This window comes from Streptomyces sp. NPDC001502 (assembly GCF_042894785.1).
Lineage (GTDB): Bacteria > Actinomycetota > Actinomycetes > Streptomycetales > Streptomycetaceae > Streptomyces > Streptomyces kutzneri.
This window is the reverse complement of sequence record NZ_JBIAVW010000016.1, coordinates 61,809-87,783: the sequence shown is the minus strand read 5'-3', so window position 1 is coordinate 87,783 and position 25,975 is coordinate 61,809. Positions and strand designations below refer to the sequence as shown.

General features: G+C 72.1%; 23 protein-coding genes and 4 pseudogenes. 14 read left to right on the top strand and 13 right to left on the bottom strand.

What is annotated here, in order from left to right:
- Window positions 1-419 precede the first annotated feature (419 nt).
- Complete coding sequence (locus ACFY0D_RS26190) at window positions 420-1,082, bottom strand: response regulator (RefSeq protein WP_390800495.1); 663 nt, start codon at window positions 1,080-1,082, stop codon at window positions 420-422.
- Window positions 1,079-2,233 (bottom strand): sensor histidine kinase, encoded by a 1,155-nt coding sequence (locus ACFY0D_RS26185; protein WP_390800594.1) that lies wholly within the window; start codon window positions 2,231-2,233, stop codon window positions 1,079-1,081. Before ACFY0D_RS26185 ends, ACFY0D_RS26190 begins: the two co-directional genes overlap by 4 nt.
- Window positions 2,234-2,492: 259 nt before the next feature.
- Here ACFY0D_RS26185 and ACFY0D_RS26180 point away from each other — a divergent pair, with 259 nt between their 5' ends.
- Both ACFY0D_RS26180 and ACFY0D_RS26175 read left to right on the top strand, forming a co-directional pair.
- On the top strand, window positions 2,493-3,998 hold the full coding sequence (locus tag ACFY0D_RS26180) for an alpha/beta hydrolase family protein (protein ID WP_390800494.1): 1,506 nt from the start codon (window positions 2,493-2,495) through the stop codon (window positions 3,996-3,998).
- 95 nt (window positions 3,999-4,093) lie between these two features.
- Window positions 4,094-4,323: pseudogene (locus tag ACFY0D_RS26175) on the top strand (hypothetical protein); the annotation flags it as partial.
- Window positions 4,324-4,814: 491 nt separating this feature from the next.
- Here the strand turns inward: ACFY0D_RS26175 and ACFY0D_RS26170 are convergent.
- Window positions 4,815-5,462, bottom strand: a complete 648-nt coding sequence (locus ACFY0D_RS26170; protein ID WP_390800493.1) for a hypothetical protein — start codon at window positions 5,460-5,462, stop codon at window positions 4,815-4,817.
- A gap of 1,064 nt (window positions 5,463-6,526) precedes the next feature.
- On the opposite strand from ACFY0D_RS26170, the gene ACFY0D_RS26165 reads away from it, so the two are divergent.
- From ACFY0D_RS26165 to ACFY0D_RS26145, 5 genes and pseudogenes are all read left to right on the top strand, one after another.
- Window positions 6,527-7,609, top strand: coding sequence for a serine hydrolase domain-containing protein (locus ACFY0D_RS26165; RefSeq protein ID WP_390800492.1), 1,083 nt, complete (start codon window positions 6,527-6,529; stop codon window positions 7,607-7,609).
- 70 nt (window positions 7,610-7,679) lie between these two features.
- Window positions 7,680-7,959 (top strand): annotated as a pseudogene (locus tag ACFY0D_RS26160) (transposase family protein); the annotation flags it as partial.
- Window positions 7,960-7,969: 10 nt separating this feature from the next.
- Window positions 7,970-8,140 (top strand): annotated as a pseudogene (locus ACFY0D_RS26155) (STAS domain-containing protein); the annotation flags it as partial.
- A 160-nt stretch (window positions 8,141-8,300) separates the two neighbouring features.
- Window positions 8,301-9,251, top strand: coding sequence for an endonuclease/exonuclease/phosphatase family protein (locus ACFY0D_RS26150; RefSeq protein ID WP_390800491.1), 951 nt, complete (start codon window positions 8,301-8,303; stop codon window positions 9,249-9,251).
- A gap of 64 nt (window positions 9,252-9,315) precedes the next feature.
- A complete protein-coding gene (locus ACFY0D_RS26145) occupies window positions 9,316-10,347 on the top strand; it encodes a hypothetical protein (protein ID WP_390800490.1) in 1,032 nt (343 codons plus the stop codon).
- Between the two features lie 246 nt (window positions 10,348-10,593).
- Here the strand turns inward: ACFY0D_RS26145 and ACFY0D_RS26140 are convergent, their stop codons facing one another.
- Window positions 10,594-10,935 (bottom strand): HopJ type III effector protein, encoded by a 342-nt coding sequence (locus ACFY0D_RS26140; protein ID WP_390800489.1) that lies wholly within the window; start codon window positions 10,933-10,935, stop codon window positions 10,594-10,596.
- 275 nt (window positions 10,936-11,210) lie between these two features.
- Here ACFY0D_RS26140 and ligA point away from each other — a divergent pair, with 275 nt between their 5' ends.
- Entirely contained in the window at window positions 11,211-13,292 is a 2,082-nt protein-coding gene (ligA, locus tag ACFY0D_RS26135) for an NAD-dependent DNA ligase LigA (RefSeq protein WP_390800593.1), read from the top strand.
- 364 nt (window positions 13,293-13,656) lie between these two features.
- Here the strand turns inward: ligA and ACFY0D_RS26130 are convergent, their stop codons facing one another.
- Window positions 13,657-14,631 carry an SDR family NAD(P)-dependent oxidoreductase gene (locus ACFY0D_RS26130; RefSeq protein ID WP_390800488.1) on the bottom strand — a complete coding sequence of 325 codons (975 nt, stop codon included), beginning with the start codon at window positions 14,629-14,631 and terminating at the stop codon, window positions 13,657-13,659.
- Between the two features lie 183 nt (window positions 14,632-14,814).
- On the opposite strand from ACFY0D_RS26130, the gene ACFY0D_RS26125 reads away from it, so the two are divergent.
- Window positions 14,815-14,985 (top strand): hypothetical protein, encoded by a 171-nt coding sequence (locus ACFY0D_RS26125; protein ID WP_390800487.1) that lies wholly within the window; start codon window positions 14,815-14,817, stop codon window positions 14,983-14,985.
- Here the strand turns inward: ACFY0D_RS26125 and ACFY0D_RS26120 are convergent.
- On the bottom strand, window positions 14,963-15,427 hold the full coding sequence (locus ACFY0D_RS26120) for a hypothetical protein (protein WP_390800486.1): 465 nt from the start codon (window positions 15,425-15,427) through the stop codon (window positions 14,963-14,965). The genes ACFY0D_RS26125 and ACFY0D_RS26120 overlap by 23 nt on opposite strands.
- A gap of 349 nt (window positions 15,428-15,776) precedes the next feature.
- Between ACFY0D_RS26120 and ACFY0D_RS26115 the strand changes: the two genes are divergently transcribed.
- On the top strand, window positions 15,777-16,397 hold the full coding sequence (locus ACFY0D_RS26115; RefSeq protein WP_390800485.1) for a TetR family transcriptional regulator: 621 nt from the start codon (window positions 15,777-15,779) through the stop codon (window positions 16,395-16,397).
- Window positions 16,398-16,686: 289 nt separating this feature from the next.
- Here ACFY0D_RS26115 and ACFY0D_RS26110 read toward each other — a convergent pair whose 3' ends face one another.
- Window positions 16,687-16,824: a hypothetical protein gene (locus ACFY0D_RS26110; RefSeq protein WP_390800484.1), complete on the bottom strand. Its 138-nt coding sequence runs from the start codon at window positions 16,822-16,824 to the stop codon at window positions 16,687-16,689.
- Window positions 16,825-16,940: 116 nt separating this feature from the next.
- On the opposite strand from ACFY0D_RS26110, the gene ACFY0D_RS26105 reads away from it, so the two are divergent.
- On the top strand, window positions 16,941-17,552 hold the full coding sequence (locus tag ACFY0D_RS26105; protein WP_390800483.1) for a hypothetical protein: 612 nt from the start codon (window positions 16,941-16,943) through the stop codon (window positions 17,550-17,552).
- 53 nt (window positions 17,553-17,605) lie between these two features.
- Here the strand turns inward: ACFY0D_RS26105 and ACFY0D_RS26100 are convergent, their stop codons facing one another.
- Window positions 17,606-18,172: a CAP domain-containing protein gene (locus tag ACFY0D_RS26100; RefSeq protein WP_390800482.1), complete on the bottom strand. Its 567-nt coding sequence runs from the start codon at window positions 18,170-18,172 to the stop codon at window positions 17,606-17,608.
- A gap of 543 nt (window positions 18,173-18,715) precedes the next feature.
- On the opposite strand from ACFY0D_RS26100, the gene ACFY0D_RS26095 reads away from it, so the two are divergent.
- From ACFY0D_RS26095 to ACFY0D_RS26085, 3 genes are all read left to right on the top strand, one after another.
- The gene (locus ACFY0D_RS26095) at window positions 18,716-19,549 is read left to right on the top strand and encodes a PIG-L family deacetylase (protein WP_390800481.1); all 834 of its coding nucleotides are present in this window, start codon (window positions 18,716-18,718) and stop codon (window positions 19,547-19,549) included.
- 524 nt (window positions 19,550-20,073) lie between these two features.
- Window positions 20,074-21,066, top strand: a complete 993-nt coding sequence (locus ACFY0D_RS26090) for a phosphotransferase family protein (protein ID WP_390800480.1) — start codon at window positions 20,074-20,076, stop codon at window positions 21,064-21,066.
- On the top strand, window positions 21,051-22,082 hold the full coding sequence (locus ACFY0D_RS26085) for an aminoglycoside phosphotransferase family protein (RefSeq protein WP_390800479.1): 1,032 nt from the start codon (window positions 21,051-21,053) through the stop codon (window positions 22,080-22,082). Before ACFY0D_RS26090 ends, ACFY0D_RS26085 begins: the two co-directional genes overlap by 16 nt.
- Before the next feature lie 207 nt (window positions 22,083-22,289).
- On the opposite strand, the gene ACFY0D_RS26080 is transcribed toward ACFY0D_RS26085, so the two are convergent.
- From ACFY0D_RS26080 to ACFY0D_RS26060, 5 genes and pseudogenes are all read right to left on the bottom strand, one after another.
- Window positions 22,290-22,427 carry a hypothetical protein gene (locus ACFY0D_RS26080; protein ID WP_390800478.1) on the bottom strand — a complete coding sequence of 46 codons (138 nt, stop codon included), beginning with the start codon at window positions 22,425-22,427 and terminating at the stop codon, window positions 22,290-22,292.
- 141 nt (window positions 22,428-22,568) lie between these two features.
- Window positions 22,569-24,935 carry a methyltransferase, FxLD system gene (gene fxlM / locus ACFY0D_RS26075; protein WP_390800477.1) on the bottom strand — a complete coding sequence of 789 codons (2,367 nt, stop codon included), beginning with the start codon at window positions 24,933-24,935 and terminating at the stop codon, window positions 22,569-22,571.
- A gap of 28 nt (window positions 24,936-24,963) precedes the next feature.
- Window positions 24,964-25,308, bottom strand: a pseudogene (locus ACFY0D_RS26070) (M15 family metallopeptidase); the annotation flags it as partial.
- On the bottom strand, window positions 25,245-25,478 hold the full coding sequence (locus tag ACFY0D_RS26065) for a hypothetical protein (protein ID WP_390800476.1): 234 nt from the start codon (window positions 25,476-25,478) through the stop codon (window positions 25,245-25,247). The gene ACFY0D_RS26065 and the pseudogene ACFY0D_RS26070, both read right to left, overlap by 64 nt.
- The gene (locus ACFY0D_RS26060; protein WP_390800475.1) at window positions 25,475-25,954 is read right to left on the bottom strand and encodes a GNAT family N-acetyltransferase; all 480 of its coding nucleotides are present in this window, start codon (window positions 25,952-25,954) and stop codon (window positions 25,475-25,477) included. The genes ACFY0D_RS26065 and ACFY0D_RS26060 overlap by 4 nt, the downstream gene beginning before the upstream one ends.
- Window positions 25,955-25,975 lie beyond the last annotated feature (21 nt).

Genomic DNA, 25,975 nt, shown 5'->3' with positions numbered 1-25,975 from the left:
ACAGCCCTCGACGACTGGTGGATGCGACTGCAGGAACGGCCGCCACACGGCTGCTGCCATTCCCGCAACTCGTGGACAAAGCCAGGAGGCGGTCCCACGGCTGTCCTGCGCGGCACCATGGACGATCTGTGCTCTCCGCGCGAGCGGCGGCGTTCCGACGTGGAACCGACCGGTGGTCCAGGACGTGGCGCAAGCGGGAGTGCTCCGGCGCCGCTCCTGTGCGAGCGGTGGGCGGCCAGCGCCCCCGAATCCGCCGGGAGCGTCGCCGCCGTCGGCGTCGCCCCGAAGTCCGGCCGGCTCACCGTGCGCCCGGACTAGGAGCTGTCCGGCCGATCATGTAACCGTCGTTTGATCTGCGGCGACGTGGTCGGCCCGGTCCGGGCCGTGGTCTGGCCGCTGTTCTGAGCCCTCGGCCGGCGTCAGGCCGGGGGGACCAGGCGGTTCTCGTGGGCGAAGACCACGGCCTGGATCCGGTCGCGGAGTTCCAGCTTCAGCAGGACCCGCCCCAGATGGGACTTCACGGTCGCCTCCGCGAGGTACAGGGCGGCCGCGATCTCGGCGTTGGACAGGCCGCGACCGACCTTGACGAGCACCTCGCGCTCCCGGGCGCTGAGCCGGTCCAGCCGCTCGTCGCGGACGGCGGTGCCCCCGTCGGCCAGGTGCGGACGGAAGTCCTCCAGCAGGCGCCGGGTGATCCGCGGGGAGAGCACCGCGTCGCCCGACGCGACGTTGCGGATCGCGGTGAGCAGCTCCTCGGGCCGGGTGTTCTTCAGCAGGAAGCCCGAGGCCCCGGCGCCGAGCGCGGCGAAGGCGTAGGAGTCCAGGTCGAAGGTGGTCAGGATCAGCACCCTGCTCTCCGGGGAGACCTCGACGACCTGCCGGGTCGCCTCGATCCCGTCCGTCCCGGGCATCCGGACGTCCATCAGGACGACGTCGGGCCGCAGCTCCCGGGCGAGGCGGACGGCCTGGGCGCCGTCCGCAGCCTCGCCGACCGGCGTCATGTCGGGCTGGGCCTCCAGGACCGTGCCGAAGGCCATCCGGAGCAGCGCCTCGTCGTCGGCGATCACGATGCGGATCGTCATACGGCGCCCGTACTGCCGCTGTTGAGCAGGAGCCGGGTCCGCACGCCCCAGCCACCGCTCGGAAGCGGTCCGGCCCGCAGCGTCCCCCCGTAGGCGGCCGCGCGCTCGCGCATGCCGGGGATGCCGTGGCCGGACGGTGCGGCGGCGGGAAGCGCCGACCGGGGGCCGCTGTCGGTGACCTCCACGCCGACGCTCCCGGCCGAGCACTCGACCAGAACCGTCGCGCGGGTGCCGACGGGGGTGTGCTTGAGGGTGTTGGTCAACGCTTCCTGCACCAGGCGGTAGACGGTGAGTTGCGCGGTGGCCGGCACATGGGCGTGGCCGCCGCGGACCTCCAGGCCGGTCGGCAGCCCGGCGGCGGCCATCTGGTCGGCGAGCGCCTCCAGCTGGGCGATGCCGGGCAGCGGGTGGCGCTCGGCGTCCGGCTCGTCGGCCCGCAGGACGCCCAACGAGCGCCGCATGTCGGTGAGGGCCTGCCGGCCCGTCTCTGAGATCTGCAGCATCGCGGCGGTGGCCCGGTCCGGGGACCTGTGCTGCGCGTAGACGGCGGCGTCGGTGAGCGCGACCATGACGGACAGGTTGTGGGTGACGATGTCGTGCATCTCGCGGGTGATCCGGGCCCGCTCCCCGGCGACGGCCAGCAGCGCCTGCTGCTCCTGGTGCAGCGTCAGCCGTTCGGCCCGCTCCTGCACGGCGGCGAGGTAGGCCCGGCCGGTCCGCACGTTCACCCCGAGGACGGCGGCGGCGACCACCGTCGCGGAGAGCGCGACGAACGGGGTCAGGAACGCGCCGTTCGTCGCCCAGCGCAGGCAGGCCAGCACGGCCCCGCCCTCCACGACGGCGGCGGCGAGCAGCGTGCCGCGCCGGCCCGTGTGCGCGGCCGCCGTGTACAGGGCCACCAGCAGGGCGATGTCCGCGGGCAGTTGGACGTCCGCCAGCCACTGGACGAAGGCCGCAGCCACCACGGCGGCGAACACCGCGAGCGGGGCCCGGCGCCGCCACACCAGGGGCAGCGCCAGGGCGCCGGTGAGCGCCGCCGCCACCGGCAGCTCCCGCGCCGGGTACGTGGTCACGACGTTGAGCAGGAGCAGCGCCGGCAGCACCGAGTCCCACACCAGGGGCGGTACCCGGTCCCGGTGGCGCACCGTCACACCTCTCCGCCGATCGGTCGTCGTGGCGGCCCCGGCGGGGGCCGCCACCGCGTACAGCCGCAGCCTAGGCCCCGGGCCCGCGTCGCACATGAGCCCGGCGTCGGAGCGCACCGGGCCGGGGTACGACCACAGGAGGAGACCCGCCACCTCCCGAGGTCGCAGGCCGGGCGCCGGTCCGGGGTGCCCGGTTGCCACTCCGGTCGCACCGCGGCCCGCCTCGGTTGCCACGCCGGTCGCAGTCGGCGGCGACCCGGGGCCGATGCGGCGGTGCGGGCCCGGCGCCGAGCATGGCCGGGTGACCGAAACCATCCCGGGGCTGTCCCTGTCCCTGTCCCTTCCGGAAGTCCTCGTCCTGCTGGGCGCCGTCGCGCTGCTGGTGGCGCGCTGGCTCCCCCCGGCCGCCCGCCGGCCCGTCACCGTCGCGGCCGGGGCGGTCCTCGTACCGTCGGCGATCGTGCTGGGCATCGTGGGGATCCGCTGGCAGATGCTGCCGGTCCTGGCCGGCGCCGCCGTCGCCTCGGCGTTCGCCCTCCCGCCCCTGCTGCGGCGCCGTACCGGCCGACCGGCGCGGCGGGCCCGCTGGTGGCTGGCCCTGCCGGGATCGCTGGCCTGCGCCGGCCTGATCGCCACCGGCCCGGTGGCCGCCTGGGCCTTCCCCGTGCCCGTCTTCCCCGAGCCGACGGGCGCCTTCGCGGTCGGCACCCGGGTGGTGCAGTGGACCGACCCGCTCCGCCCCGAGAGCTTCACCGCCGATCCGGACGACCGGCGCACGGTCGTGGTCCAGCTCTGGTACCCGGCGCGGAAGAGCCCCGCGGGCGTCCCTCGGGCCCAGTACCTGGGACGCACGGAGGACGAGGCGCGGACCGTCTCCGAGGCCCTCGCCCGCGGGGTCGGCATGCCCGGTTTCCTGGTCGACGGCGTCCCGCGGGCCCGCAGCCGCGCGGTCGTCGACGCCCCGGTGGTCGGCGGGGGGCGGTTCCCGGTCGTCCTCCTCTCCCCGGGGTCGGGCGGGGTGCGGTCCCAGAACACCGCCTGGGCGGAGGAGCTGGCCAGCCACGGCTACCTGGTCGCCGCCCTCGACCACCCGTACGACTCCACCGTCGTCGTCCTCGCCGACGGCCGCACGATCCGCGCCACCACCGCCTCCTCCGGGGACCGCGACAGGGACGAGGAGCTGGCCGCCGGCTGGACCGCCGTCCGGGCCGCCGACCTCGGCTTCGTCCTCACCCAGCTGGAGCGACTGGACCGCGGTGAGACCGCCGACCCGCTGACCGGACGCCTGGACACCGGCCGCGCCGCGGTGGCCGGCCACTCCCTGGGCGGAGCCGCCGCCCTGCAGGCGGCCCGGCAGGACCGCCGGTTCGACGCCGTCGTCGACCTGGACGGCTACCCCCACGGCCCCACCTCGCCCGCCCTCGAACAGCCGGCGCTCGCGCTCACCCAGGAGATCACCGCCGGCACCGACCCGCGCTACCTGCCCCGGCTCACCGAGGCCCTTGAGCACAGCACCGCGACGAGCTACCGGCTCACCGTCCCCGGCGCCGGGCACCTCACCTTCATGGACGGCCCGCTCTACCTGCCGCCGGTGCCCTCGATCGTCGGCACCCTGGGCCGCACCGAGAGCCCGCGCGTCGTCGCCGCGGCCACCCTCGCCTTTCTGGACGCCACCCTGCGAGGCCGCCCCGGCGACCCGGCCGACACCCTCCGGGCCTACGGCACGGTCTCGTCATCAGGGGCTCGGGGAACTGCGACGCCAACCCCGTGATCGGCCTGACGCGCGTCTTCGGCCATCCACGGGGTCGGCCTCGCAGTTCCCCGAGCCCCGGAGCTGTCCGGCCGATTATGTAACCGTCGTTTGACCTGCTCGTTCCTTCCGGTACGGGGCGGGGAGAACGCGGTGATCTGTCGGACGCGGAGTGGGAACGGTTGCGGCCGTTCCTGCCGGTGAGCAACGGTTGGTGCGGGCGGTGGCGTGATCACCGGAGACGGTCTGTGAGCGCCATCGGTTGTGGTCGGCTGACGGCACCTGGGAACGTCTGCTGCAGCAGGTCCAGGGCGTGCCCGGAGCAGACCGGAGTCATCGCGGCCGCCAACGCCGCGGGGCCGTACGGTGGTGGGGGCCTGCGGATCCTGCCGCCCGGGGCTGTACCCGCGCCCGGCCGGTCCGGCGCCGCCCCGGCATCGGTCGAGCCGCCCGCCGCTCCGGTGCAGCGACGGACCTCGCCGGAGGGCTGCCGACGTGCCATCGAGGCGACGCACCGTGGGACCGTGCCGCCGCGTCAGGGGGACCCACCCGGGCATCGTGGCGGCGATGAGGCGGCAGTCTGCCGCGATGCGGGAGTTCAGCCGGTGGGCATTCCCCGACCCTGCGGTGGTTGCCGACGAGCAGCCGGGGCCGATCGGCACCGCCCTCCTCCGGGGCCGATCGGCACCGCCCTCCTCCGCGCCGCCGCGCATTCGCCGCCACCGAGAGCGCTGCCCTGCACCGAGCACGAGCCGAACGCGCCCTGCGGTCCGCGACATCCTGACCACCCGCACCCCTTGCCGCCGGACACCAAACGCCGACTACACGGCATTGGGCCTAGAAGGGGAGACCGACCAGGCCCCATCGCCGGGCGCCTGCCTCCGTGGCCACCTCGCCCCATTCGCGCAACAGCGCTGCGGCGGCGTCGAAGCCGGAGGGCCGGCCCGCCCAGCCGGCGGCCTCGGCTTCGAAGGGCCCGCGCAGTTCCTCCAGCCGGGGCGCGGCCACCTGCCAGGAGCGGGCCAGCTCCGACACCTCGTCGGGGGCGCTGAGCAGGAGCACCCGGGGGCGCCACGGAGCGGGGTCGTCGGGGAAGCCGCGTGCGGCGGGCCGTTCCTCCTCCGCGGCGGCCGTGGGGTCCGTCCCCGTGAGGTCGTCCGGGTCGTCCCAGAACAGGCCGCGCAGGAAGTGGTCCAGGGCGTCCCGCAGTTCGGGCGCCACCGAGGTCCGGACGTCCTCCCAGGCATTGCCCAAGCGGGAGTGCCAGCCGTAGGAACCGGTGGTTCCGTGGAACCGGTACTCGGCGCACCAGGACACCTGCCGCTGCCACACCCAGCCGCCCGTCACGGCGTAGTCGGCGTCTTCGCACGCCTCGCAGCAGAAGTCGGGGCAGGTGGTATCGCCCAGTACGCTCGCCCTGTCGTCCGCCGGTATCCGCGCCAGGTGCTCCCAGTCGACCATGAGCACGGTGATGTCGAGTCCCATCGGGGCAGGCTAGTACCAATGCCGTGTGGCCAGTGCCGGGGGCGGTGTGTCAAGCAGGCTGAAGGAGAGATGGGGCTCCGGCTGGAACCGTGTCGACCTCCTGACCCGCGGGTCACAAAGGGTGCTCTGCACGCCGGCGGAGGTGGTCCGTCGAGCCCGTGGCCGACGCTGGTGGGCACCGTGTCCTCTCCGCCCGAGCGGAGGTGATCCGGACCCGGCCCCGGCCGGGCTGCTCGCCGGTCGGGCTGCTGCTGATGGTGCTGACGACGGGTTCGACGGGCTGGCTGCAGCTGTGCGCCGGTTCGGTGGCGCTGACCGTGGGCTGGGCGTCTGGCGGCGACGCGCCCTGGAGCAAGCCCGCGTCGTGGCGGCCGCCGTTCCTGCGGCGGGCCGTACGGTCGTGCGCGCCCCGCGGATTCCGTCCTCGTGCCGTCCTCGTGCCGTGCCGTGCCGTGCCCGTGCCGGCCGACGCGCGCCAGCGCTCCGGCACGGCAGCTCTCGTCCGGGCTGAGCCGGTACGGAGGCGTCGCCGGACGGCAATCGCCGCGCACCGTGAGGCAGCGCCGGCCCGGCGAGCGGACACGGCCATGCCGGATGCGGTGGAGCGGCAGACCGGGCGATACGGGAGCTCAGCCAGCGCGCGTTCCCCAACCCGGACGTGGTACCGCAGGACGCGCCGTCGCCGATCCAGAACGCCGGCACGCAGCGGCGCCTCCGGGCGGCGGTCGTCGAGGACACCGGCTGCCGGAGGACACCGGCCGCCGCCCGACCCGCGCCGAGCGTGCCCAGCGCTCCGGAGCGACGGTCCTGTCGGCTGAGACCGCGACTCCGGCTCGACTCCCCCTGGTCCCGGGGGATATCCCCACCCGGGACGGGCCGGGTGGCATGATCGCCGAGGACGGGCACCCCCGGAGAGGCTGGGAGCGGAAACCGCTGGATTCCCAACGCTTCGTAGGAGTTGGCCCGTGCACGCACAGTCATGGCACACGTTTCGTCCTTCCCGTCGGCAGCAGCGTGGCCGGCGTAGAGCCGCGACGGCCGCGGCCGCGGTGGCCGTCTGCGCGATGACGCTGGGCGCCCTGGCTCCGCCCGCGGCATCCTCCGCCCGGCCGGACGCGGTCCAGCAGGCTCTCGACACGCTGGTGCGTTCCGACGGCCTGCCCGCCGCGCTGGCCGGCGTCCAGGACGCCAAGGGCCGTGCCCGTACGTACACCGCCGGGGTGGGCGACCTGGCCACGGGAGCGAAGGTGCCGGAGGACGGGCAGGTGCGCGTGGGCAGCACCACCAAGACCTTCACCGCGGTGGTCGTCCTGCAACTGGTGGCCGAGGGAAAGATCAGCCTCGACGACAAGCTCGACACCCATCTGCCGGGCCTCGTCCGCGGAGAAGGGATCGACGGGCGCGGCATCACCGTCCGTCAGCTGCTCCAGCACACCAGCGGGATTCCCGACTACGAGAAGGAGGTCGACCACGCCTTCCTCCAGCGCCGGTACCTGGAACCCCGAGACATCCTGGACATTGCCCTGCGGAAGAAGGCCGAGTTCGCACCGGGGACGAGCTGGGCCTACAGCAACACGAACTACGTGCTGGCCGGCCTGATCGTCCAGAAGGTCACCGGCCGGCCGCTCGGCGAGGAGATCGACAAGCGGGTGGTCCGGGCCGTCGGACTGCGCCACACCTACTTCCCGACCGCCGGTGACACGACCCTCCGGGAACGCCATCCCCGGGGCTACCGCCAGGAATCGGCGGGTGCGCCGTGGCGCGACGTCACGGACATCGACCCGTCCGCGAGCTGGGCGGCGGGACAGATGATCTCCACCAACTCCGACCTCAACCGGTTCTACACCGCGCTCCTGGCAGGCGACCTGCTGGGGGACTCGCAGCTCGCCGAGATGCGCACCACCGTCCCCCTCGGGGACACAGGCGCCGGGTACGGACTGGGGATCATGAGCAGGCCGCTGTCGTGCGGCGGCCTCTACTGGGGCCACGGCGGGGACATCATGGGGTACGAGACCCGCGGCGGTGTCACCGACGACGGCCGCGCGGCGGCGAACGTCACGGTGACCGCCGTGCCGGCCGACGTGGCGACCACGCGGCGCGTCGAGGGAGCCGTGGATACGGCCCTGTGTGCCGCGAAGCAGAAGTAGCAGAAGTAGCAGAAGCAGTGGGGTGTTGCGGGCTGAGTCGGTGTGGGTGGAGACGTTCACGGGCTTGCGGATGGACCGGTTCGCGAGGGTGGTGAGGGTGGTGCGGGAGCGGGCCCGGGAGCGGGCCCGGGAGCGGGAGCGGGCTCGGTAGCGGCCGGCCCTGGTGCCTGCCGCTGACAGACCGAGTGCTGCCGGTGGCCGTCCGCTACCGCACCAACCTCACGATGTGGCAGCTCGCACCGTCGTTCGGGATCTCCCCGGCGACGGTCTGCCGGGTCATCCAGCGCCTGAGTCCGCCGCCGGCCCTGGACCCGGACCCGAGGCCCGTCGCCGACGTGGACCGGTTGTGGCGCCCCGGACATCCGCGGCACCCTGTGGACTGCGATGTCCGGCCATGACCGCGTCGACGTGGACTGGGCAGGGGTGACCTTCGCGGATTGCTCAGGCCTGTCCGCGCTTCTGGCCGCCACCCGCGCGGCGGAGGCCGACGGCACCGAGACGCGGCTGCGCGCGGTACCGCACTCCTTGGCCCGGCTGCTGCGCAGCCGGCCCATGCGGTTGAGGCAGGCGACGACATGGCGGGCGGTGGAGCCGTTGTCCTTCCAGGCGGTCGGCAGCGGCGTCATGACGACGTGGGCTTCTTCGTCCCCGGGGAACCACCTCGATCCTGCGTCGCGGGCACCGTGTGATGATGTGCGTCCACTCCGGGGAGGCGATCGTGCTGAGAAGGGGCGCGCGGTGGGCCGCGGCCGCGGTGACCGCGGTCTGCCTGGTGCTGCTCCAGGGCGCCGGCGCACCGAGCGGTGGCCTTCCCCCTGCCAGGCCGCTGCCGTCCGACGCCGCCGAGGCGGTCGTACCGGACCGGGTCGGCACGTGGAACATCTGCAATCCGTGCGGGAGCGGCAACGACTTCGGCCGGGCGACCGAGATCGCCACGTACGCGCCGCAGGTCATTGCCCTGCAGGAGGCGTGCGTAGGTGACGTCGAGCGGATCCGCCGGTACCTGGAGGAGGTCTACGGGCTGGTCTACCGGGTCGAGTACGGGACGGTCCTGCGGAACTGGAACCGCTGCGGGGGGCTGCCGTGGCGGCCGGACGGCTACGGCCAGGCGATCCTCTCGGCGGCTCCGATGACGGACCGGGTGAACGTCGAATACCCCGTCGGCGGCTCCGAGGACCGCGGTTACCTGGCCGTCACCACACGGGTGGGCGGCCGGCCCGTCCGCGTCTTCAACACCCACCTCGCCGAGCGCCGGCAGGGCGAGGTGCGGGCGGGCCAGATTGAGGTGCTCGCCGCAGAAGTCGCCCGCCACGACCGTGCGATCGTCCTCGGCGACTTCAACGCCGTGCCGCACGCCCCCGAACTCGCCCCGATGTGGGCCCTGGCCCCGGACACGGACCCCGACTGTCACCCCTCGACCACCGATGCCGACACGGCCGCCTGCACGGCTACCACCGACTGGGACAGCAAGTTCGACTACGTGTTCCTGCGCGGCATCACCCCGCGCACACACCACGTCCGCCCCAGCCCGTACTCGGACCACCACGTGCTGTACACCGACCTGAACGACAGGGTGCCTGTGATCCGCCGGGACCGTCGCGGGCGAGTCCCGGCGGGCCAGGCCGGCGCGGGGGGACGGTGACGCGTCCCGAGGCCGCGAGCAGCAGGGCAAGGAGCAAAGGAACCGGTGCTTAAGGTTGCGTTCCATGACGAGGACCACGCCCCCACGCCCCCTCGACGTCGAGGTGCTCTTCCCTGAACTGGGTGCCTACCGAGGTACGACGACGCGGCTCCACCCGCGGCCGGGCAGCCCGCAGATGTCGGCCAGCTCGGTAGGCGGTCCGATGCTGTGGCCGGCGGACGAGCCGTGGCCGGTGTGCGGTGAGGCCCACGGCCACGGGCGGGGTCAGCGCCCGGCCGACATCCACCGCTACCGGCGGGTCCTGGCCGCCGCATGGGCCCGGGAACAGAACCCGGGCCCCACCGAGGAGGAACGAGAGCTCCTGGCCGAGCTCCGCCTGGAGCACCGGCTCCCCGAGGTGTCGGAGACGGATCCGCCGCCGATGATCGGCCTGGCGCAGCTGTACCGGCGGGACGTCCCGGACCTGCCGGCGGGGCCGGACGACTGCGACCTGCTCCAGGTGTTCTGGTGCCCTTTCAACGCGCACGGCCCGAGCCGATACGACTTGGAACTGCGCCTGCGCTGGCGGCGGTCGTGGGAAGTCGGAGAAGTACTGGCCACACCCCCGCAGCCGCCGGTCGTCGGGTCCGACGGGTTCGTGCCCGAGCCCTGCGCGCTGCACCCGGAGCAGGTGGTCAGCTACCCGTTTGCCGGCCTCCTGCCCGAGGAGCTGTGCGCCCGGCTCGACGCTTGGGACGAAGCCCAGGAAGAGGAGGCCGATCAGTCGACGGACGAGAAGGCGGCCGATCCGGTCGGCTACCAGTACGACCTCTCCATCCCGCCCGGCTGGCGCGTCGGCGGCTTCGCCTCCTGGCACGCCACCGACCCGTACCCCATGGACTGCCAGACCTGCAGGACGCCGATGAAACTACTGCTGACCATCGACAGCTCGGAATGGGACGGCGGCAGCGGCAGCTGGAAGCCGCTTGAGGACCGAGACCTGCCCACCCATCGGTACGCCACCCCCACCGACGTCACCGTGGGCCGATTCGGCGAACTCAACGTCTTCGCCTGCCCAACCGATCCAGACCACCCGCACCGCTGGAGCATCCAGTAGCTCGCGGGCGCCAGCCCCCACCCGGTGCGGCACTTTGCTCATCGGCGAGCGCGGGTGCCGTCGTTTCTCATGAACATCGAACACGCCGTGCCGCCGACGCCTCCCAAAACTCGTGTACAGCGGCTGTCGGTTCTCGTGCACGCCGGCCTCGGCAAGCCCCGGCCCGAACCCGCGCTGCCGTTGTAGGCAGTGCTTTCAGGACGGGGTGGGGGAGATGGCTTTTGGGACTTCCCCGGATTTCGCTGTTCAGCTCTTGCGGGCCAGCGGTTGCCCGGCGAAGCTCACTCCTGCCAGGCCATGGGCCATGAGGTTGCGGATGTTGCCGTGATCAGTGCCGTCCGGTGTCGCCAGCACGCTGCGGTAGTGCTCGCCGAATGCCTGCAGCGCCTCTTGGTCGCTCAGCCCTTCCAACAGGGCCAGTCCCAGGGTTTTGCAGGAACCCTCGTTCTCACCTGCGGCATTTTCCGCTTCTCCGTTGCGGAACGCCTGCGGCTGGTACGTGTAATGCGCGGTGATGAAGGCCAAGGTGGCGGCGAACTCGTGCTCACCGGACGCGAGGCTTGCCCGCAGCGAGTTCAGATCAGTCATGTCGCTTCCCCTGGGTTGAACAGACGAGCCGATTGCCGTCCGTGACCGGGGGACAATAGCCCCTTCAGGCCATCCGGTAGGAATCGGGCCACATGTCGGAACGAGTGGCGTCTCCGCAGGTCACGATGTGCGTCCGTGTCACCGGTCGAGAGCCGGTTCCGGTCCGGGCGATCGGCCGCGAGGGTGGTGCTGATCAGCAGGCCGTTGCCGTTACCGCCCTGGGCCGCGGGGCGGCCCGGTTGCGTGCCGTGGCGTTGTCAGTGCCGGGCAGGATGATGACCTGCATGACCGAAAACAGTGCCCTGCTCTCTCCTGCCGCCTACGTGGAGGCCGTGACCACCGCCGTGGCGGCGTCGGCCGCGTACTACGGCGACGGGACCACCCCGCTCGGTGACGACGAGTACGACGGGCTCCTGCGCGCCATCGCGGCCTACGAGGAGGCCCACCCGGACGAGGTGCTTGCCGAGTCGCCGACCGGCAAGGTGGCGGGCGGGGCTGTGCAGGGTGACGTGCCGCACTCGGTGCCGATGCTCTCCCTCGACAACGTCTTCGACGCCGACGAGCTCGCCGAGTGGGCCGCAGGGCTGGAACGGCGTCTCGGGCACCCCGTGGCCGGGTGGTGTGTGGAGCCGAAGCTCGACGGTCTCGCGGTGGCGGCCCGCTACCGGGGTGGCCGGCTCGTTCAGGTCCTCACCCGCGGCGACGGCTTGGCCGGCGAGGACATCACCCACGCCGCCGACGCCGTCCTCGGTCTGCCGCCGGTCCTCACCCAGCCGGTCGACGTCGAGTTGCGCGGCGAGGTGCTGCTGACGACCGCGCAGTTCGAGGAGGCCAACCGGATCCGGCTCGCCCACGAGGCCACGCCCTTCGCGCACCCGCGCAGCGGGGCGGCCGGCACCCTGCGGGCCAAGGACCGCCCCTACCGGATCGAGTTGACCTTCTTCGCCTACGGCGCGATCGGTCTGGACGACCTCGGCCACGTCGCTCTGCTGGAGAACCTGGCCGCGCTCGGCGCGAACACGGCCGCCGGCACGGCCGCCGCCCCGATGCGATACGAGACCGTGGAGCAGGTGCAGGAACGCATCGACGTGATCGCCGGCCTGCGCGCAGACCTGCCGTTCGGGATCGACGGTGTCGTCGTCAAGGCCGACACGGCCGAGGACCAGCGGCAGGCCGGAAGCGGCTCGCGCGCCCCGAGGTGGGCGGTGGCCCGGAAACTGGCGGCCGAACACAAGGTGACGCGCCTGCTGGCGGTGGAGTGGAACGTCGGCCGGACCGGGATCATCGCCCCGCGCGCTGTTCTGGAGCCGGTGGTCATCGACGGGGTGACGGTCACCTACGCCACGCTTCACAATCCGTCCGACATCACCCGGCGCGGGCTCATGATCGGCGACCAGGTGTTCGTGTACCGGGCCGGCGACGTGATTCCCCGGGTCGAGGCACCGCTGGTCGACCAGCGCACCGGCGCCGAGAGCCCGATCGTCTTCCCCGAGGCGTGTCCCCGCTGTGGCGACGCGATCGACACTTCCGAGCAGCGGTGGCGGTGCGTACGCGGCCGGAGCTGTCAGGCCGTGGCCTCGGTGATCTACGCGGCCGGCCGGGACCAGCTCGACATCGAAGGTCTCGGCGGCACGCGCGCGATCCAGCTGGTGGAGGCCGGTCTGGTCGACGACGTCGCCGACCTGTTCACGCTGACCCGCGAGCAGCTCCTCGGTCTGGAGCGGATGGGTGAGACCAGCGCCGCCAACCTTCTGGCCGCGATCGAGACCGCCCGCGGGGCTGCGTTGGGCCGCGTGTTCTGCGCCCTCGGTGTCCGCGGCACCGGGCGCACGATGTCCCGCCGGATCGCCGCGTACTTCGGCTCGATGGCCGCGATCCGGGCCGCCGACGCGGACACGCTGGCCGGGGTCGACGGCATCGGCGCCGAGAAGGCCCGCGTCATCGCGGCCGAACTCCTCGAACTCGCCCCACTCCTCGACAAGCTCCGGGCCCAGCAGGTCGGCACGCAGGTCGCCGAGCCGCAGAAGCCCGCGACCGGCGCGACCGACGCGACCGACGCGACCGGCGCCACCGGCGCGAACGACGGCGAGGACCCGGCGGGCGGCCCGCTGGCCGGACAGGCTGTCGTGGTGACCGGCTCCATGACCGGCCCCCTTGCGGTGTTGTCCCGGAACGAGATGAACGAGCTGATCGAGCGGGCCGGCGGCAAGGCGTCGTCGTCGGTGTCCAAGCGCACCACCCTCGTGGTGGCGGGCGAGAAGGCCGGCTCCAAGCGCACCAAGGCCGAAGAACTGGGCATCCGCATTCTCGACCCCGAGGAATTCGCCGTCCTCGTCGCCGGTCTCCTCCCCACCTAGTGCTGTGACCGGCAAGGTTCACCGGGTTGCGACGCCCGGTACGGCACCTCATCCCCCAGACTCCGTCCGGGGGACCCCCAGGTTGTCGGACCGCGCAAGTGCGTCCAGTACGAGCCGCGGCCCTCCGCCTTGCGATGCACCGCAATGGTGAGCGCCTGGTCGTCGTCGCCGAGAAGCGCGTGCAGGGTTTGGTGGGGCTCGCGGTCCTGCTGCGGCGGCTTGGCGAAAGGGTGCGGGGGCTTCTTCCTTGGCGCGGCCGGGCGTTCACGAGCCCGGATACGTCGAAGCCCCGCGGCGAGGCGGCGGTGCAAGGCGCCACAGCAGCCGTGCCCCCAAGGGGTGCGGGGTGGCCGTACCGGCGTGCTCAGCGAGGCGGCTCGCCCGGGGGCCGTCCGGGGATGGCAGCGGGGTCGACGCCGGTCAGGTCGCAGCTCGTGTCCCATAGCCGCGCCGCGAAGGAGGGGTCGGCAAGGTGGTTCCACACGCGTTCACGTCGCGGCTCGCCCCGCAGGCCGAAGACGCGCGGTCCCCACAGCTGACCGCCGCGCACAGCCGGGTAGAGCACCGCCCGGACCGCGGGCCACGCGCCGGCATGCTTGCCTTGCACGAGGAGGGCCGCAGGCGCCGCCCTCAGCCGGGCGCTGGTGGTTCGCACGTGAACCGGCGGGCGTGACGGGGTGAGCGAGTCCAGCGCGCCGCCGGGATGGACCACCACGCTCGTCACTGTGCTGCCGGCAGCGCGCAGGCGTCGGTCGAGTTCGATGCCGAAGTACATCTGTGCCAGTTTGGAGCGTCCGTAGGTGCGCTTGGGCTGGTAGGCCTTCCGGGACTGCAGGTCGTCCAGGTCGAGCCGCTCGGACTTTGCCGTGAAGCTGCCCATGGTCACGACGCGGGCCGCCGGCGCAGCCGACAGCAGCGGCATCAGCCACCGGGTCAAGGCGAAGTGCCCGAGGTGGTTCGTGCCGAACATGAGCTCGTGGCCGTCCTCGGTCTCCTTGCGCGGCGGGTCGTCGAGCGCGACTCCGGCGTTGTGGACCACCGCGTCGAGGCGTTCCACCCCTACTGATTCCACCGTTGATGCGAGCGACGACAGGTCGGCGAGGTCAAGCCGTACGGTCCGCACCCGTGCGCCGGGGACGCGTGCACGGATCGAGGCCGTGGCGGCTTCGGCCTTGGCGGGATTCCGGCTGCCGAGTACGACGGTGGCTCCGGTTGCCGACAGCTGCTCCGCGGCGAAGTACCCGATGCCGGCGTTGCCGCCGGTGACCAGGAAGACGCTGCCATCGGCACGCGGCAGCCGTTGGACATTCCAAGGCGGGGTGGAGAATGCGGATGACATGGCCACGGGGCTCCCTTGCTGGTGAAGGCGGCTGCGACTGTTCCGTCGGCAACCCGGCAATTCGGCACCCACGGTTCCAGCGGCCACCGACACATCGCCCATGGAGCACTGACAGTCCCGCCGGGCGGCCGACATCGCGCCCACAGGGTGCAGGCCCCTCGCCGCGCTGAGCGGGTGAGCGTCATGCCGGATCCCCTCCCGCCCCTGCCCCTGCCGCCGGACCTGGACCAGCTCCTGGTGACAAGCCGCTGGCCGGAGCTCACCCTCGCTCGCGTCGACGAGAGGATCAGCGTCGTCCGCGGGGCCGACGAGGAGCGGGTGGTGCCGCTGCTCATCGCTGCGTGCGGCGGGTGAGGCGGGCAGCGGCGAGGTGGAGCACATTGTCGATGGGGGTCCGGGGTGGGCTGTCGAGACTGACGGCGTGGCTGCGCAGTATCGAGACCAGGTGCAGGCCGGCCGACGGGGCTTCGGCGGGAATGCCTCCATCAAGGGCGGCGGCGAGCATGTTGGCGAGCTCGCGGGTGTGGTGGGCGAGGGCGGTGGCGGCGAGCCGGGCGGCCTCGGCGGGGCGGTGGCGGTGGGTGAGCTGCTGGGTGAGGGTGGCGAACGCTTCCCCGGGCAGGGCGGGGAGGAGCTGCTCGGGGTCGAGCTCGTCGGCGAGGCGGCGCAGCATGGCGGCGGCGGTGGCGCGCGGGAGGTTCGAGCGGACGTCGGCAGGGCCCCGGTTCGGGAGGGTGACGATCAGGCGGTGAGTGTCGAGGGAAGCGAGGGTGACGACGTCGGGTGTGCGGTTCACGGGGGTGGGACTCCTTGTCCGGGGTCGAAGTAGTGCTCACGCACGCGGACACGGCGAGGGGCTGGAACGGCACCTGTGAGCTGTTGTGTGGGGCCCATGGGTCATGGGTCGTGGGTCATGGGCGGAGTGGATGCGATGCGATGCGATGCGGAACGCGGCACTGCGACGCCTCCCGGGGTGGACCTTGAGTTCGGAGTCGTCGGCCAGGTTGCCGAAGACGGTCACAAGGGTCTTGTCCCAGGCGAACGTCTTCGTAATTTCCTCACATGTGGAAATTAATTTCAACGTATGCTGAAACTCTCGCCGAGGGGAAGCCCCCTCCTGCAACCGTTACGGAAGGTGATGCGGTGTGACTGGCCGAGGCCCTCGGGGTGAGCGCGGAGAGCAGGCGGACAAGATCCTCGCCGCCGCCCGCAGATCCTTCGCCACGCGCGGCTATGCCGCGACCTCACTCCGGTCGGTCGCTCAGGAGGCAGGTGTCGACCCCGGTCTGGTGAACTACTACTTCCGCACCAAGGCCGGGCTGTTGGAAGAGGTGATGCAACCTCCCGAGGCGTTCGGCGCAGCCGTGGCCGCCGCCGCCGAACAGCCCATGGACCGCCGGGGGCACGCCTTCGTGCAGGCCGCCCTGAACCTGTGGGAAGACCCCGTCTCTGCCGAGATCCTGCGCTCCATCATCCTCACCGCCGCCCAGGAACCCGCCGCCCTGCAGCGCCTGCGACAGCTCTTCTCCGAACTTGTCCTGGCTGTCGTCTCCCACAGCCTGCCCGACACCGAACGCAACCTGCGGGCCAGCCTCATCTCCACCCAGATCATCGGCATGGTCATGAACCGCTACATCTGGCAGATCGGCACCATCGCCACCCTCCCTGCCCCCTCCGTCACCGACCTCATCGCCCCCACCATCCAGCACTACCTCGCCGACCCCCTGCCCCCGAGCCTCGGCGACGACAGCCGGAGCCCGGGCTGACCCGACCGCTCCGGCGAATCCCGCCAACCGTTCTCCGGCGCCGCCGCAAAGCCGGCCAGGCGCGCGGCGCCGCTCTGCTCCCGCGCGCGCTGCGCCCGTTCCTCGATCAGCCGGCGAAAGCCCGTCCGCCGACGCGCTGGGCCCCGGCGTGACGTCCCGCTTCTACCGGTCCGGCGACACGCCCTGACCGGCGGGCAGCCGCGTAGTGGCGGCCATCGCCGTCGTCCTGGACCACACGGCCGCCGCCGCCCGGGTGGGGCCTGTACGAGGTCGCCCGGTCCTACGTTGGTCACCTGGTCACCTGGTCACCGGTGTCGGTATCGCGGGCCACGCATTCGTGTCCGAGGTCGAACGGCGGCTCGACGAAGCCGTGCCCGGCAGTGACGGAGAAGTCCACGTCACAGGAGGTGGCGGCGACGGGAGCCACGATCACGTCCCGGGCCGACTGGTGTCGGGCTGCTCGTGCACCGGCACCCATACCCGCAGCTCGGCCGCGCCCGGCCCGGCGGTATGCGCAGCCGCGTAGCGGGGTACGCGTATGGCGTGGGACGCGAACGGCTGATGTTCGACGGCTGGATCGCTGCCGTCGGCACGGGGTCCGGTACGCGCGTGATCGTGGGCCACTGGCCGCGGTCACCCTTCGGGCCGTTCAGTGACGTGATGCTGGAGCGCGCCGACGGGTGGCGCACGCTGCTCGCGCCCACCGCCCGGACGGCGGAGTACATCGCCGGCACCTACCACTTCGACGAGGTCCGGACGGACCCCGTGAGAGTGCAGATTCGCGACAGCTCGTGGGACGTCGCGGCGGGACCCCTGGACCTGCGCTTCCGGGTCGGGCATCAGGGAGCCCTCGGTCTGGCCCTGCGGGCCGTCCCCCGGGCGCTCGTTCGACGGCCGCTGTGGGCGGCCGTGACAGACGTGCCCGCCCGCCTGATGTCCGGCGTACGAACCCGGGGCAGCTCGCGCCCAGGATGTCGCCAGTGGTATGCGGCAGGCGGCCTGTGGCCGATCGTATCCGCCCGAACCTCCTTCGGCGGGACTGACCTCGGCGCACTGGCTCCCGTCATCCCGCCCGTGCGCTTCGGCTTCGCGTCGGCCCCTGCGTCACCGGCACTGGTGCGGGTGCTTTCCACCGTCGAACACGCGGTCACCTGAGCCCGCAGCAAACGCGCGGTACGGACCTGGCCCTGAACCCCGAACTCCACCGGTCACTGCTGGCAGCGCCCGAATGTCACGACGTAGGTTCCGGCCTGGCTCGCGCCGGCCCCGGCCGGGTCAGCCGAGCCCGGCTGGGCCCAGGCGCCGATCTCTCGCATCGACGGGTCGAGGATGATCTGGCGGTGGCCCCACGTGCTCACATTCATCCACCAGTTGACCGCGGCATTCGGGGTCCCCGAGCCGCCCCAGCCGGTGTACGTGATCTCCGCGACGGCCCATGACCTGGGGTTCGGGCAATAGCCCGCGGCTTTGATCCGGCTCTGCGGTGTCGAACCGGTCTGCGGGTTGCGGTGCGAATCCTTACCCGGTCCCCACCACTTCAGCTGCACGGCGGCGGCGGAGTGCTGCTGCGCCGCTGTTGTCAGTGCCTGGTTCGTGGTGAGGGCGGGCAGACCCCTCTGCGTGCGCTGGTTGTTGATGAGGCATACCAGCGCATTCCGTACGGCGCTGTCGTTGCTGCTGTTCGGGGCTCGGGCAGCGGCCGCCGCGTCGCACGTGACGGCTGTCGCCGGTGCTGCCGATACCGGTACCAGTGCGGCCGACAGGACTCCGGCCACAGCGAGACTCCGTGCGGTTGTGATGAACGAAGCGTGCCTGCTCAAGGAGGTCCACCTCCCGCGAACGCGAACAGTGGTTTCCAGCAGTGGAGGCGCCACGTCGCGCAAGTGGCGGCACGTGGCACAGCCCGCCGCTACGGCTTCTCCTCCAGGCTGCCAGCCGACGCGCCGACCCGCCATCCAGGCCCCGGGCAGACGTACGCGGACGCCGACGCCGCCGTGGTCGGAGCGCCACGAGCCTGACGGGGTGCGCTCGGTCTGGGCATCGCCCACCCCGTTGGTCGCCAGTGCGGCGGCCTCGCCCCGGAAGAGCACGCAGTCGATGCGCTGGGTGAGGCTGGAGGTGGGGTGGAAGGCCAAGCGGCCGAGCCGGGAACAGCCGGTCCGGTCGTCGCGGTTGCATCGACTGAGGGACCGGCGCCGCAAGGGCGGGGAACACGGAGACCACAAGGTCGTCCGCCCCACCAGAACCCGGGCTCCCAGGATCGCGGTACACCCGCCGCGCACTGTGACCAAGACGTATTTCCGCAGGAGGATTGTTTCGTGACTGACCGGCCCTTGACGCTCATGGCAGTGCACGCCCACCCCGACGACGAGGCCACCGGAACCGGAGGGGTCCTCGCGCGGTACGCGGCGGAAGGCATCCGCACGGTTCTCGTGACCTGTACCGACGGCCGTTGCGGTGACGGACCGGGGGGTGTCAAGCCGGGCGAACCCGGGCACGATCCGGCGACCGTCGCCTCGATGCGCCGACAAGAACTCGGGGCGAGCTGTGACGTCCTGAAGATCAGCGATCTGGAAACGCTGGACTACGCCGACTCCGGGATGATGGGCTGGCCGAGCAACGACGCCCCCGGATCCTTCTGGCAGACCCCCGTGGAGGAAGGCGCCGCCCGACTTGCGGAACTCATGCGGCACTACCGACCCGATGTGGTCGTCACCTACGACGAGAACGGCTTCTACGGCCACCCCGACCACATCCAGGCCCACCGCATCACGATGGCGGCGCTGGAGATGACCGCGCTGACACCGAAGGTGTACTGGACGACGATGCCCCGCTCGGGCATGCAGCGGTTCGGGGAGATCATGCGCGAGCTTCACGAGGACATGCCGGAGCCGGATCCCGCCGAGGCCGCCGCGATGGCCGAGATCGGCCTCCCCGACGATGAGATCACCACGTGGGTGGACACCATCGCGTTCAGCGGTCAGAAGTTCGACGCGCTGGCCGCACACGCCAGTCAGGGCGAGAACATCTTCTTCCTCAAGATGGGCAAGGAGCGGTTCGCCGGGTTGATGGGCACGGAGACCTTCGTACGTGTCAAGGACGCCACCGGCGCGGCCGTACCCGAGAACGACCTCTTCGCCGGACTGCGCTGATCCGTCTGCCTTCGTCCAGGACCGCGACCGGAGGTGGACCAGACCGGGTCGTCCTCGTCGGGCTGGATGACGACGAAGGTACTTCGCCACCACCGGCGAGGCCCGCACGGGCTTCTGACTCGGCCGCCGTTTTCAGGGCCAGGGCTACGGCACCCAGATGCGTGCCGTAGCCCTGGCCCTCGCATTCGACGGTCTGGAGGCCGCCCGGGTCACCTCCACGGCCTTCGCGGACAAGGCTCATGCCCATCTCGTTCCGGTCGGGATGGCTGGACTGTCCAGTGCGATCGAGTACTTCCGACGACCGACCCCTCGCCCAGGCCCGAGCCTGGGAGAATTCGGCTACCCGTGTCGAGTCTGAAGAGTCGATCGCGGACCGGACCGGACGGGACCGACCGGACCGGACCGGACCGGACCGGAGACGATGGCGCCGGCCAAACGGGCCTGCCCCTCGCTCCGGGCTCTGGGCAAGGCCGAAGAGTTCGGACAGCTGACGGAAGTCGTGTCGATGTCAATGAGGTGGCCCTGTGGCGTGGTTGGAACTATACGGTCGGGCCCTCACGGCGGACGGCGCCGCGGCCGGCAATTACAACCGGAACGTGGGAGTGCTCACGGCGGACGGCAAGGTCAATGTGCGTATCCCGCTGGCGGCCGCGGACGTCATGGATGTGCGCCTGTGGCGGGAGGAGCAAGTCCTCGCCTGCATCCGGCCCTATGTCTGCCGGGTCCCCGAGCTGCGCCACGTCTCCGAGGAGCCCCGCTTCCAGGTACACCACTTCATCGAGGGCCGGGTGCTCGACAGCTTTTCTCCGCGGAACAGCTCCGTACCCGACAACGTGCCGGCCGATGTGGTGACCCTCATGGACCAGCTGGTGCGGATCCCGCTGGAGAAGGCCCCCGGGATTCCCGATGACTGGCCCGCCTCGGGAGACAGCGCCGGCTTCGGACGGCTGCTGGCGAGGTTCACGCAGGACATCTACGCGATGTACCGGGACGAGTACCGGGTGGTCTTCGCCGAGATGGGAATCCCGGCCGACCCGCTGGCGGTGGTGGAGTCCCGGTGGGACACCCTGACCCCCCGCCCATTTGCCGTACTCCACGCCGATCTCCATCGCAAGAACATGATCGTGGCCGACGGCCATACCTGGTTCCTCGACTGGGAACTGGCCCTCTGGGGGGATCCGATGTACGAGATCGCGATCCACTTTCACAAAATGGACTATCCGCAGGATCAGCGCGCTGCGGTGTTCCAGCGGTGGCGGGAGAGGCTTCCGGCACCGTCCACAGCCGGTCCGCTCAGGGACCTGGACCTCTACATGGAGCACGAGCGGATCAAGTCGGCGATCGTCGACACGGTTCGCTACTCGAAGCAGCTCGCCGCTGCCGCGCCCCCGGAGCGGGACTTTCTCATCCGGCGCCTGGTCAGGAAGGTGAATGCCGCCCGCAGGGTGTGGGGCTCCCTCCCGGACCTCACCCCGCAGCGGGTCGCCCGCATCCTTGCCCCATGGTGGGAGGGGTAGTCGTGGATGCCCTTGCGCTGTACGAACAGGCGATGGGCCAGGACACGGCCCTGGCCGGCTTCTACCACCGGAACGTGCGAGTGGAATCCGACTGCGGACCCGTGCTGGTGCGGATCCGGTCCGGGGAATCGGAGCGCATGGACCTCACCCTCTGGCCCGAGGCCGAGCTCCTGCAGTCGATAGGCATGCACGTGGCCGCCGTCCCGTGCCTCCTGCACGCCTCACGGCAACCGGATTTCCAGATCCACGAGTACGTCCCCGGACGGCGGATCGACGAACTCGCGCCGGACGGGGAAGCGCTGCCGGAGGCCGTGCTCAAAGCGGTCGAAGGATTCTTCGCGGCGCTACTGCGTGTGCCTGGCGCCGTGCTGCCCCCGATGCCGGAGCACTGGCCGCAGGACGGCGACACGCCGGGCTTCGCCGGTCTGCTCCTGGCGCTCGTACGCGAGATCCGACGCAGGGGCGACCACGCGAACCTCAGTCTGTACGAGGCGCTCGGGGTCCCGGAGGATCCCTGCGCCGCGCTCGTCGAACGCGCCGGCCGGATGTCCCGGCGGCTCTTCCGACTGCTGCACGCCGACATCCACCGCAAGAACATGATCATGGCTGAGGACGGCCACGTTGCGTTCCTCGACTGGGAGCTCGCCCTGTGGGGCGACCCGGTGTACGACCTCGCGGACCACCTCCACAAGATGTCCTACACCCCGACCGAACGACGGGCCGTGACGCAAGCGTGGGAACGGTCCGCCCCCGAGGAGTGCCTCACCGGATGGCAGGCCGACCTCGACTTCTACCTCGCGTACGAAGCCACGAAATCCGCCGTGGTCGACACGGTGCGCTGGGGCCGCCTTATCGCCGACACGGACGACGAGAACGAGCGGCGCAGGCTGTGCGGTGAACTGGCCGACAAGCTCACCGCCGCCCACCCGCACTGGAGCTGGAGCACCGATGCTCCGCTGGTGACGGAACCCGGCGATATCGGGGAGGCGGTGGACCGCTGCCTGCGGCGGCCGTGAAAGGTGCGGCTCGGAGGCCGCCTCGATGCTCAGAGGCCCGAAGCCGCACGCCGGGCACGTGCGCGGGGAGGAGAGGACCAGAAACGGCACATCGCCCTCGTACCGGGAGCTCCAGCCGACCTGCGGCCGGCGCAAGGCCTCGCCCCGGCCGGCCGGCCGGGGCGAGATCGGCCGGCGGCGGCGAGGTCAGCTGCGGCCGAGGGCCCGCTACATCCAGCCGGCTTCGCGCCACTGATCGGTGTCGAGGGTGCCACGGGCGTCGATGACCTTGGGGCTGGTGGTGCGGGCGGCGAGCTGCTTGGGGTCGATGCGGGTGAACTGTGGCCACTCGGTGAGTTCATCCACCGCACCCGCACCCGCACCCGCACTGTGCTCGGCATCGCAGGGCGGGAGCGGCGTGGTCAGCGCCCGCCCGAGTGAGCACGGACGTACGCACGATGATGTGACCGCCCCCGTGCTCGGCGATCTCGCCGACACAGGCCGCGGTCAGGCGCCGCCATGCCGGGTCGTCCCGATGTTCCGGCCAACGGCCGGGTCGGCGGCCTCGTCACGGCCCGGCCAGCCGATCACGATGCGGCAGTCGGTCTTCTCCACGACGTGCCCGGCGGGGAGTGTGGAGTCGGGGGTGCCTGCGGGCATCACCGTCAGCCGGGGCGTGGCCCGGTCCCGCAGTTCCCGGTCCCAGGCATGGACTGCGGCGGCCAAGGTGTCCGCGGCGGTCTTGCCGTCCGGCCCGAAGCCCTGGACCCCGAACTCCCAGGTGGACGTGCCAGTGGCCTCATCGCGCTCGCGTCGTTCCGTCATCAGGCAGGCCAGCGAGCCCCCGAGGACGATGGCTTCGGCGCCCGACCTCTTCGGCAGCCGCACCGGGCCGGGCAGGTCCGGGTCGCCGGCCATCCGGCAGAAACCGCTCAGGGAAGTGGCCAGCCACAGCTGCAGGTCTTCGAGCGACTCGCCGCCGCGCACCGTCACCCCGGTCCACAGCTCCACCCCGCCTGCGGCCAGGGCTCGGTCCAAGCCGTCGAGCGGGGCAGGCGGGGTGTCCTCCCAGCGGATTCCGTAGCCGGTGTCCCCGATCGGGGACGGGGTGTCGTCCCATCGGCCGGCGCCCTGCATCGGGACGAACCCGCACGGGCTGATGTCCGTGGAGACCAGCGCAGAGTCCACCCTGCGGAGCCCGACGGCTCGGGTGAAGCCGCCGATCCGCAGCGGCACGACGAGGTGCCCGCCTTCTGCGAGCTGACTGGTCCAGCGCGAGGGCAGGTCGTTCGAGGCGACGGTGACGATGATCGCGTCGAAGCCGGTCTCCGGGATCAGGCGCTCCGGGGCTCCATGGGCGCCGTCGCCGAGGACGGACCGGACCCGGTCCGCGTACCCGGTCTCAGTCAGGAAGCGCTCCGTGCGGGCGTGCACGTACGGGTCGATCTCCACGCACACCACCGACCCGTGGGGGCCGACGAGTTCGGCGATGAGGGAGGCGTTGCAGCCGCCGCCCCCGATCTCCAGGACGTGCCCGCCCGGCCGGAGGTTGGCCCGGCGCAGCATGATTGCCTGCATCTCGGGCTGCGACACCGAGCTCATCGACCGCCCGGCGTCGTCGCACACGGTGGCCACCGCCTCGTTGACGTACGCCCGGGCGAGCGCCTGCTCGGGCAGGAAGGCGTGGCGTGGCACGGTCGTGAACGCCCGCCGCAGCTCCGGGGTGTCGGTCCATCCGGCTGCTGTGAGGTCCCGGACCAGCTGCTCGCGGAGCCGGACCGCCGCGGCCGGTTCCGCGAACGTCAGCGGTACGTCTCCGGCGGGCCGGGGAGTGAGGTGCGCGGGCGGGACCTCGGGCAGAAGGCCCGGCCACACCACGTTCAGGGCCTGGGCGGAAGCGGTGAACAGCGGCTGCGGCAGGCTCCGCACGGCGGACGGGGTGTGCCACTCCCACCGGGTGGTCGACTCGGGCTCCCGTGCCGAGGGCCGGCCGGTGTGGTCGGTGATGCGGGCGATCTCGGTGATCCGGGTGAATCCGTGGGTGGTGTCGCACAGCGTCCCCAGCAGGAGCACCGACTCCGGCCGGGCGCGCAGACCGGTTTCCTCGGCGAGTTCGCGTACCGCCGTGGCCTCGAACGCCTCGCTCGGATCCACCGTGCCCGCGGGGAGTTCCCACATGCCGCGGGAGGGGTTCCAGCCGAGGAGGACCTGCCCGCGGTCGTTGGTGACCACGACCGCGACACCGGCCATCGCGGCCGGCTTCGGGTTCCGCTTCTCACGGTAGGCGACGGGGCCGGTCTTGGGCCCGCGCAGCAGCAGGACGGTGGAGTCGCCGGCCTCGATGCGCTCGGTGTGCTGCCAGCCGTCGGCGACGAGGTCGATCTCGGCGTCGTCCAGACAGATCCCGCGGAGATCCTCCGGGTGCCGGTCGGCGTGCGGGGTGATCACGCACAGCGTGCCGTCCTCGTCGAGCAGGACGGCGAGTTCGGCGATCGTGCGGGTGCGGTCGGGCAGGTGGGCCAGGGCCCGGCGCAGGGTGATGAGCCGATAGCCGGCACCAGGCGGGCAGAGGGAGGAGAGGTCCCCGCCGGTGATGTCGAGCTGAAGGCAGTTGACGCCGTTCGACGCCGCGGCGGCGCGCTCGACGGCGGACCGGGCCCAGTCCACCGCGTCGACCCGGTACCCGGCCGCGGCGAGGAAGCGAGCGAGTTCGCCGGTCCCGCAGGCCACCTCCAAGGCCCGGGCCTCCTGAGTGTCCTCCGGCAGGGTCAGGTTCTCGGTGAGGACGGCCTTCTCGGTGTCGGTCAGCGGGCGGAAGTCGCGGCCGGCCTCGTAGTGGGCGTGCCAGTCGAGGGCGGTGTGCGTGTTGCTCATGCCGTGCGTGTTCCCTTCGTCGGGTTGCTCAGGCGAGATCGCCGAGGTGCCGGGAGACGGGTCCGTAGAGGGCGGCCGGTTCACCGCTCATCAGGGCCCAGTAACGGTCGCCGAAGGACCAGTGCCACCACTCCGTCCCGTAGTTGACGAGCCCGGCGGCCGTGAGCGCACGGCTCAGGGTGGCGCGGTGCAGCCGGGCCTGGTGGGGGAGGCCGTCGGCAAGGGTGTGGCAGGCGCCCGCGCTCTCTTCCGGGGTGGAGTTGACCCGGGTGCCCATGTCCAGCTCGGTGCCGTCCGCGTCCACGAGGGTCAGGTCGACGGCAGCGCCGGCACTGTGCGCGGCGATCTCCGGAGGCGACACGTACCGGGGCGCTCGCCGGGCACGGCTACGCCGCCGGGCCATTGCCAGGGGTGGGTGCCGGCGTAGGTGGCGCGCAGCTGGACGGGCCGTTCGTTCTCGTCGGTGAAGAACACGGCTCCGGAGACCGTGGCCTTCGGCAGGGTCGCGGCGAACTCGTCGGGAGGCAGCCACTGCCTGCTCATGATCCGCTCCGCTCGACCGAGCCCGGGAAGCGGGTCATGCGCATCAGCGCCGGGTCGGCCCTGAAGCCGAGGCCCTCGTACAGCGGTGCGGAGCCCTCGCCGGCATACAGTTCGTACAAGGTCACCCCCTCGCGCTCCAGCTGGTCGAGGAGAGCGGAGAGCGCGGCCTTGGCGTGGCCGCGGCGCCGGTGGGCGGGGTCGGTGGCGACCGCGTGGATCCGCACGGCCAGCCCCTCGGGGTACTTCGGGGCCGGCAGCACGGCGTGGACGAGACCGAGGGCGCAGGTGGCGAGGCCGCCGGTGGGGGAGTCGACGACGTACGCACGGGCGTCACCCCCGGCCTGGAGGCGTAAGGCGAGCTGATCGGCACACCGGGTGAGCCAGTCGGCGTCCAGGGGCTCGCTCAGGATGTTCTCGGAACGCAGGCGGGCGATCTCGGCGGCATCGGCAGGGGTGGCGGGGCGGGGCTCGGGCACGGGGTTTCCTTCCTTCGAAGG

Coding starts and splice junctions, on each gene's coding strand:
- ACFY0D_RS26130 (WP_390800488.1), bottom strand. CDS start 14,631: ATGTCATCCGCATTCTCCACCCCGCCTTGGAATGTCCAACGGCTGCCG.
- ACFY0D_RS26170 (WP_390800493.1), bottom strand. CDS start 5,462: ATGGGACTCGACATCACCGTGCTCATGGTCGACTGGGAGCACCTGGCG.
- ligA (WP_390800593.1), top strand. CDS start 11,211: ATGACCTGCATGACCGAAAACAGTGCCCTGCTCTCTCCTGCCGCCTAC.
- ACFY0D_RS26180 (WP_390800494.1), top strand. CDS start 2,493: ATGCGGCGGTGCGGGCCCGGCGCCGAGCATGGCCGGGTGACCGAAACC.
- ACFY0D_RS26085 (WP_390800479.1), top strand. CDS start 21,051: ATGGTGGGAGGGGTAGTCGTGGATGCCCTTGCGCTGTACGAACAGGCG.
- ACFY0D_RS26150 (WP_390800491.1), top strand. CDS start 8,301: ATGTGCGTCCACTCCGGGGAGGCGATCGTGCTGAGAAGGGGCGCGCGG.
- ACFY0D_RS26140 (WP_390800489.1), bottom strand. CDS start 10,935: ATGACTGATCTGAACTCGCTGCGGGCAAGCCTCGCGTCCGGTGAGCAC.
- ACFY0D_RS26145 (WP_390800490.1), top strand. CDS start 9,316: ATGACGAGGACCACGCCCCCACGCCCCCTCGACGTCGAGGTGCTCTTC.
- fxlM (WP_390800477.1), bottom strand. CDS start 24,935: ATGAGCAACACGCACACCGCCCTCGACTGGCACGCCCACTACGAGGCC.
- ACFY0D_RS26065 (WP_390800476.1), bottom strand. CDS start 25,478: ATGAGCAGGCAGTGGCTGCCTCCCGACGAGTTCGCCGCGACCCTGCCG.
- ACFY0D_RS26190 (WP_390800495.1), bottom strand. CDS start 1,082: ATGACGATCCGCATCGTGATCGCCGACGACGAGGCGCTGCTCCGGATG.
- ACFY0D_RS26125 (WP_390800487.1), top strand. CDS start 14,815: ATGCCGGATCCCCTCCCGCCCCTGCCCCTGCCGCCGGACCTGGACCAG.
- ACFY0D_RS26165 (WP_390800492.1), top strand. CDS start 6,527: ATGACGCTGGGCGCCCTGGCTCCGCCCGCGGCATCCTCCGCCCGGCCG.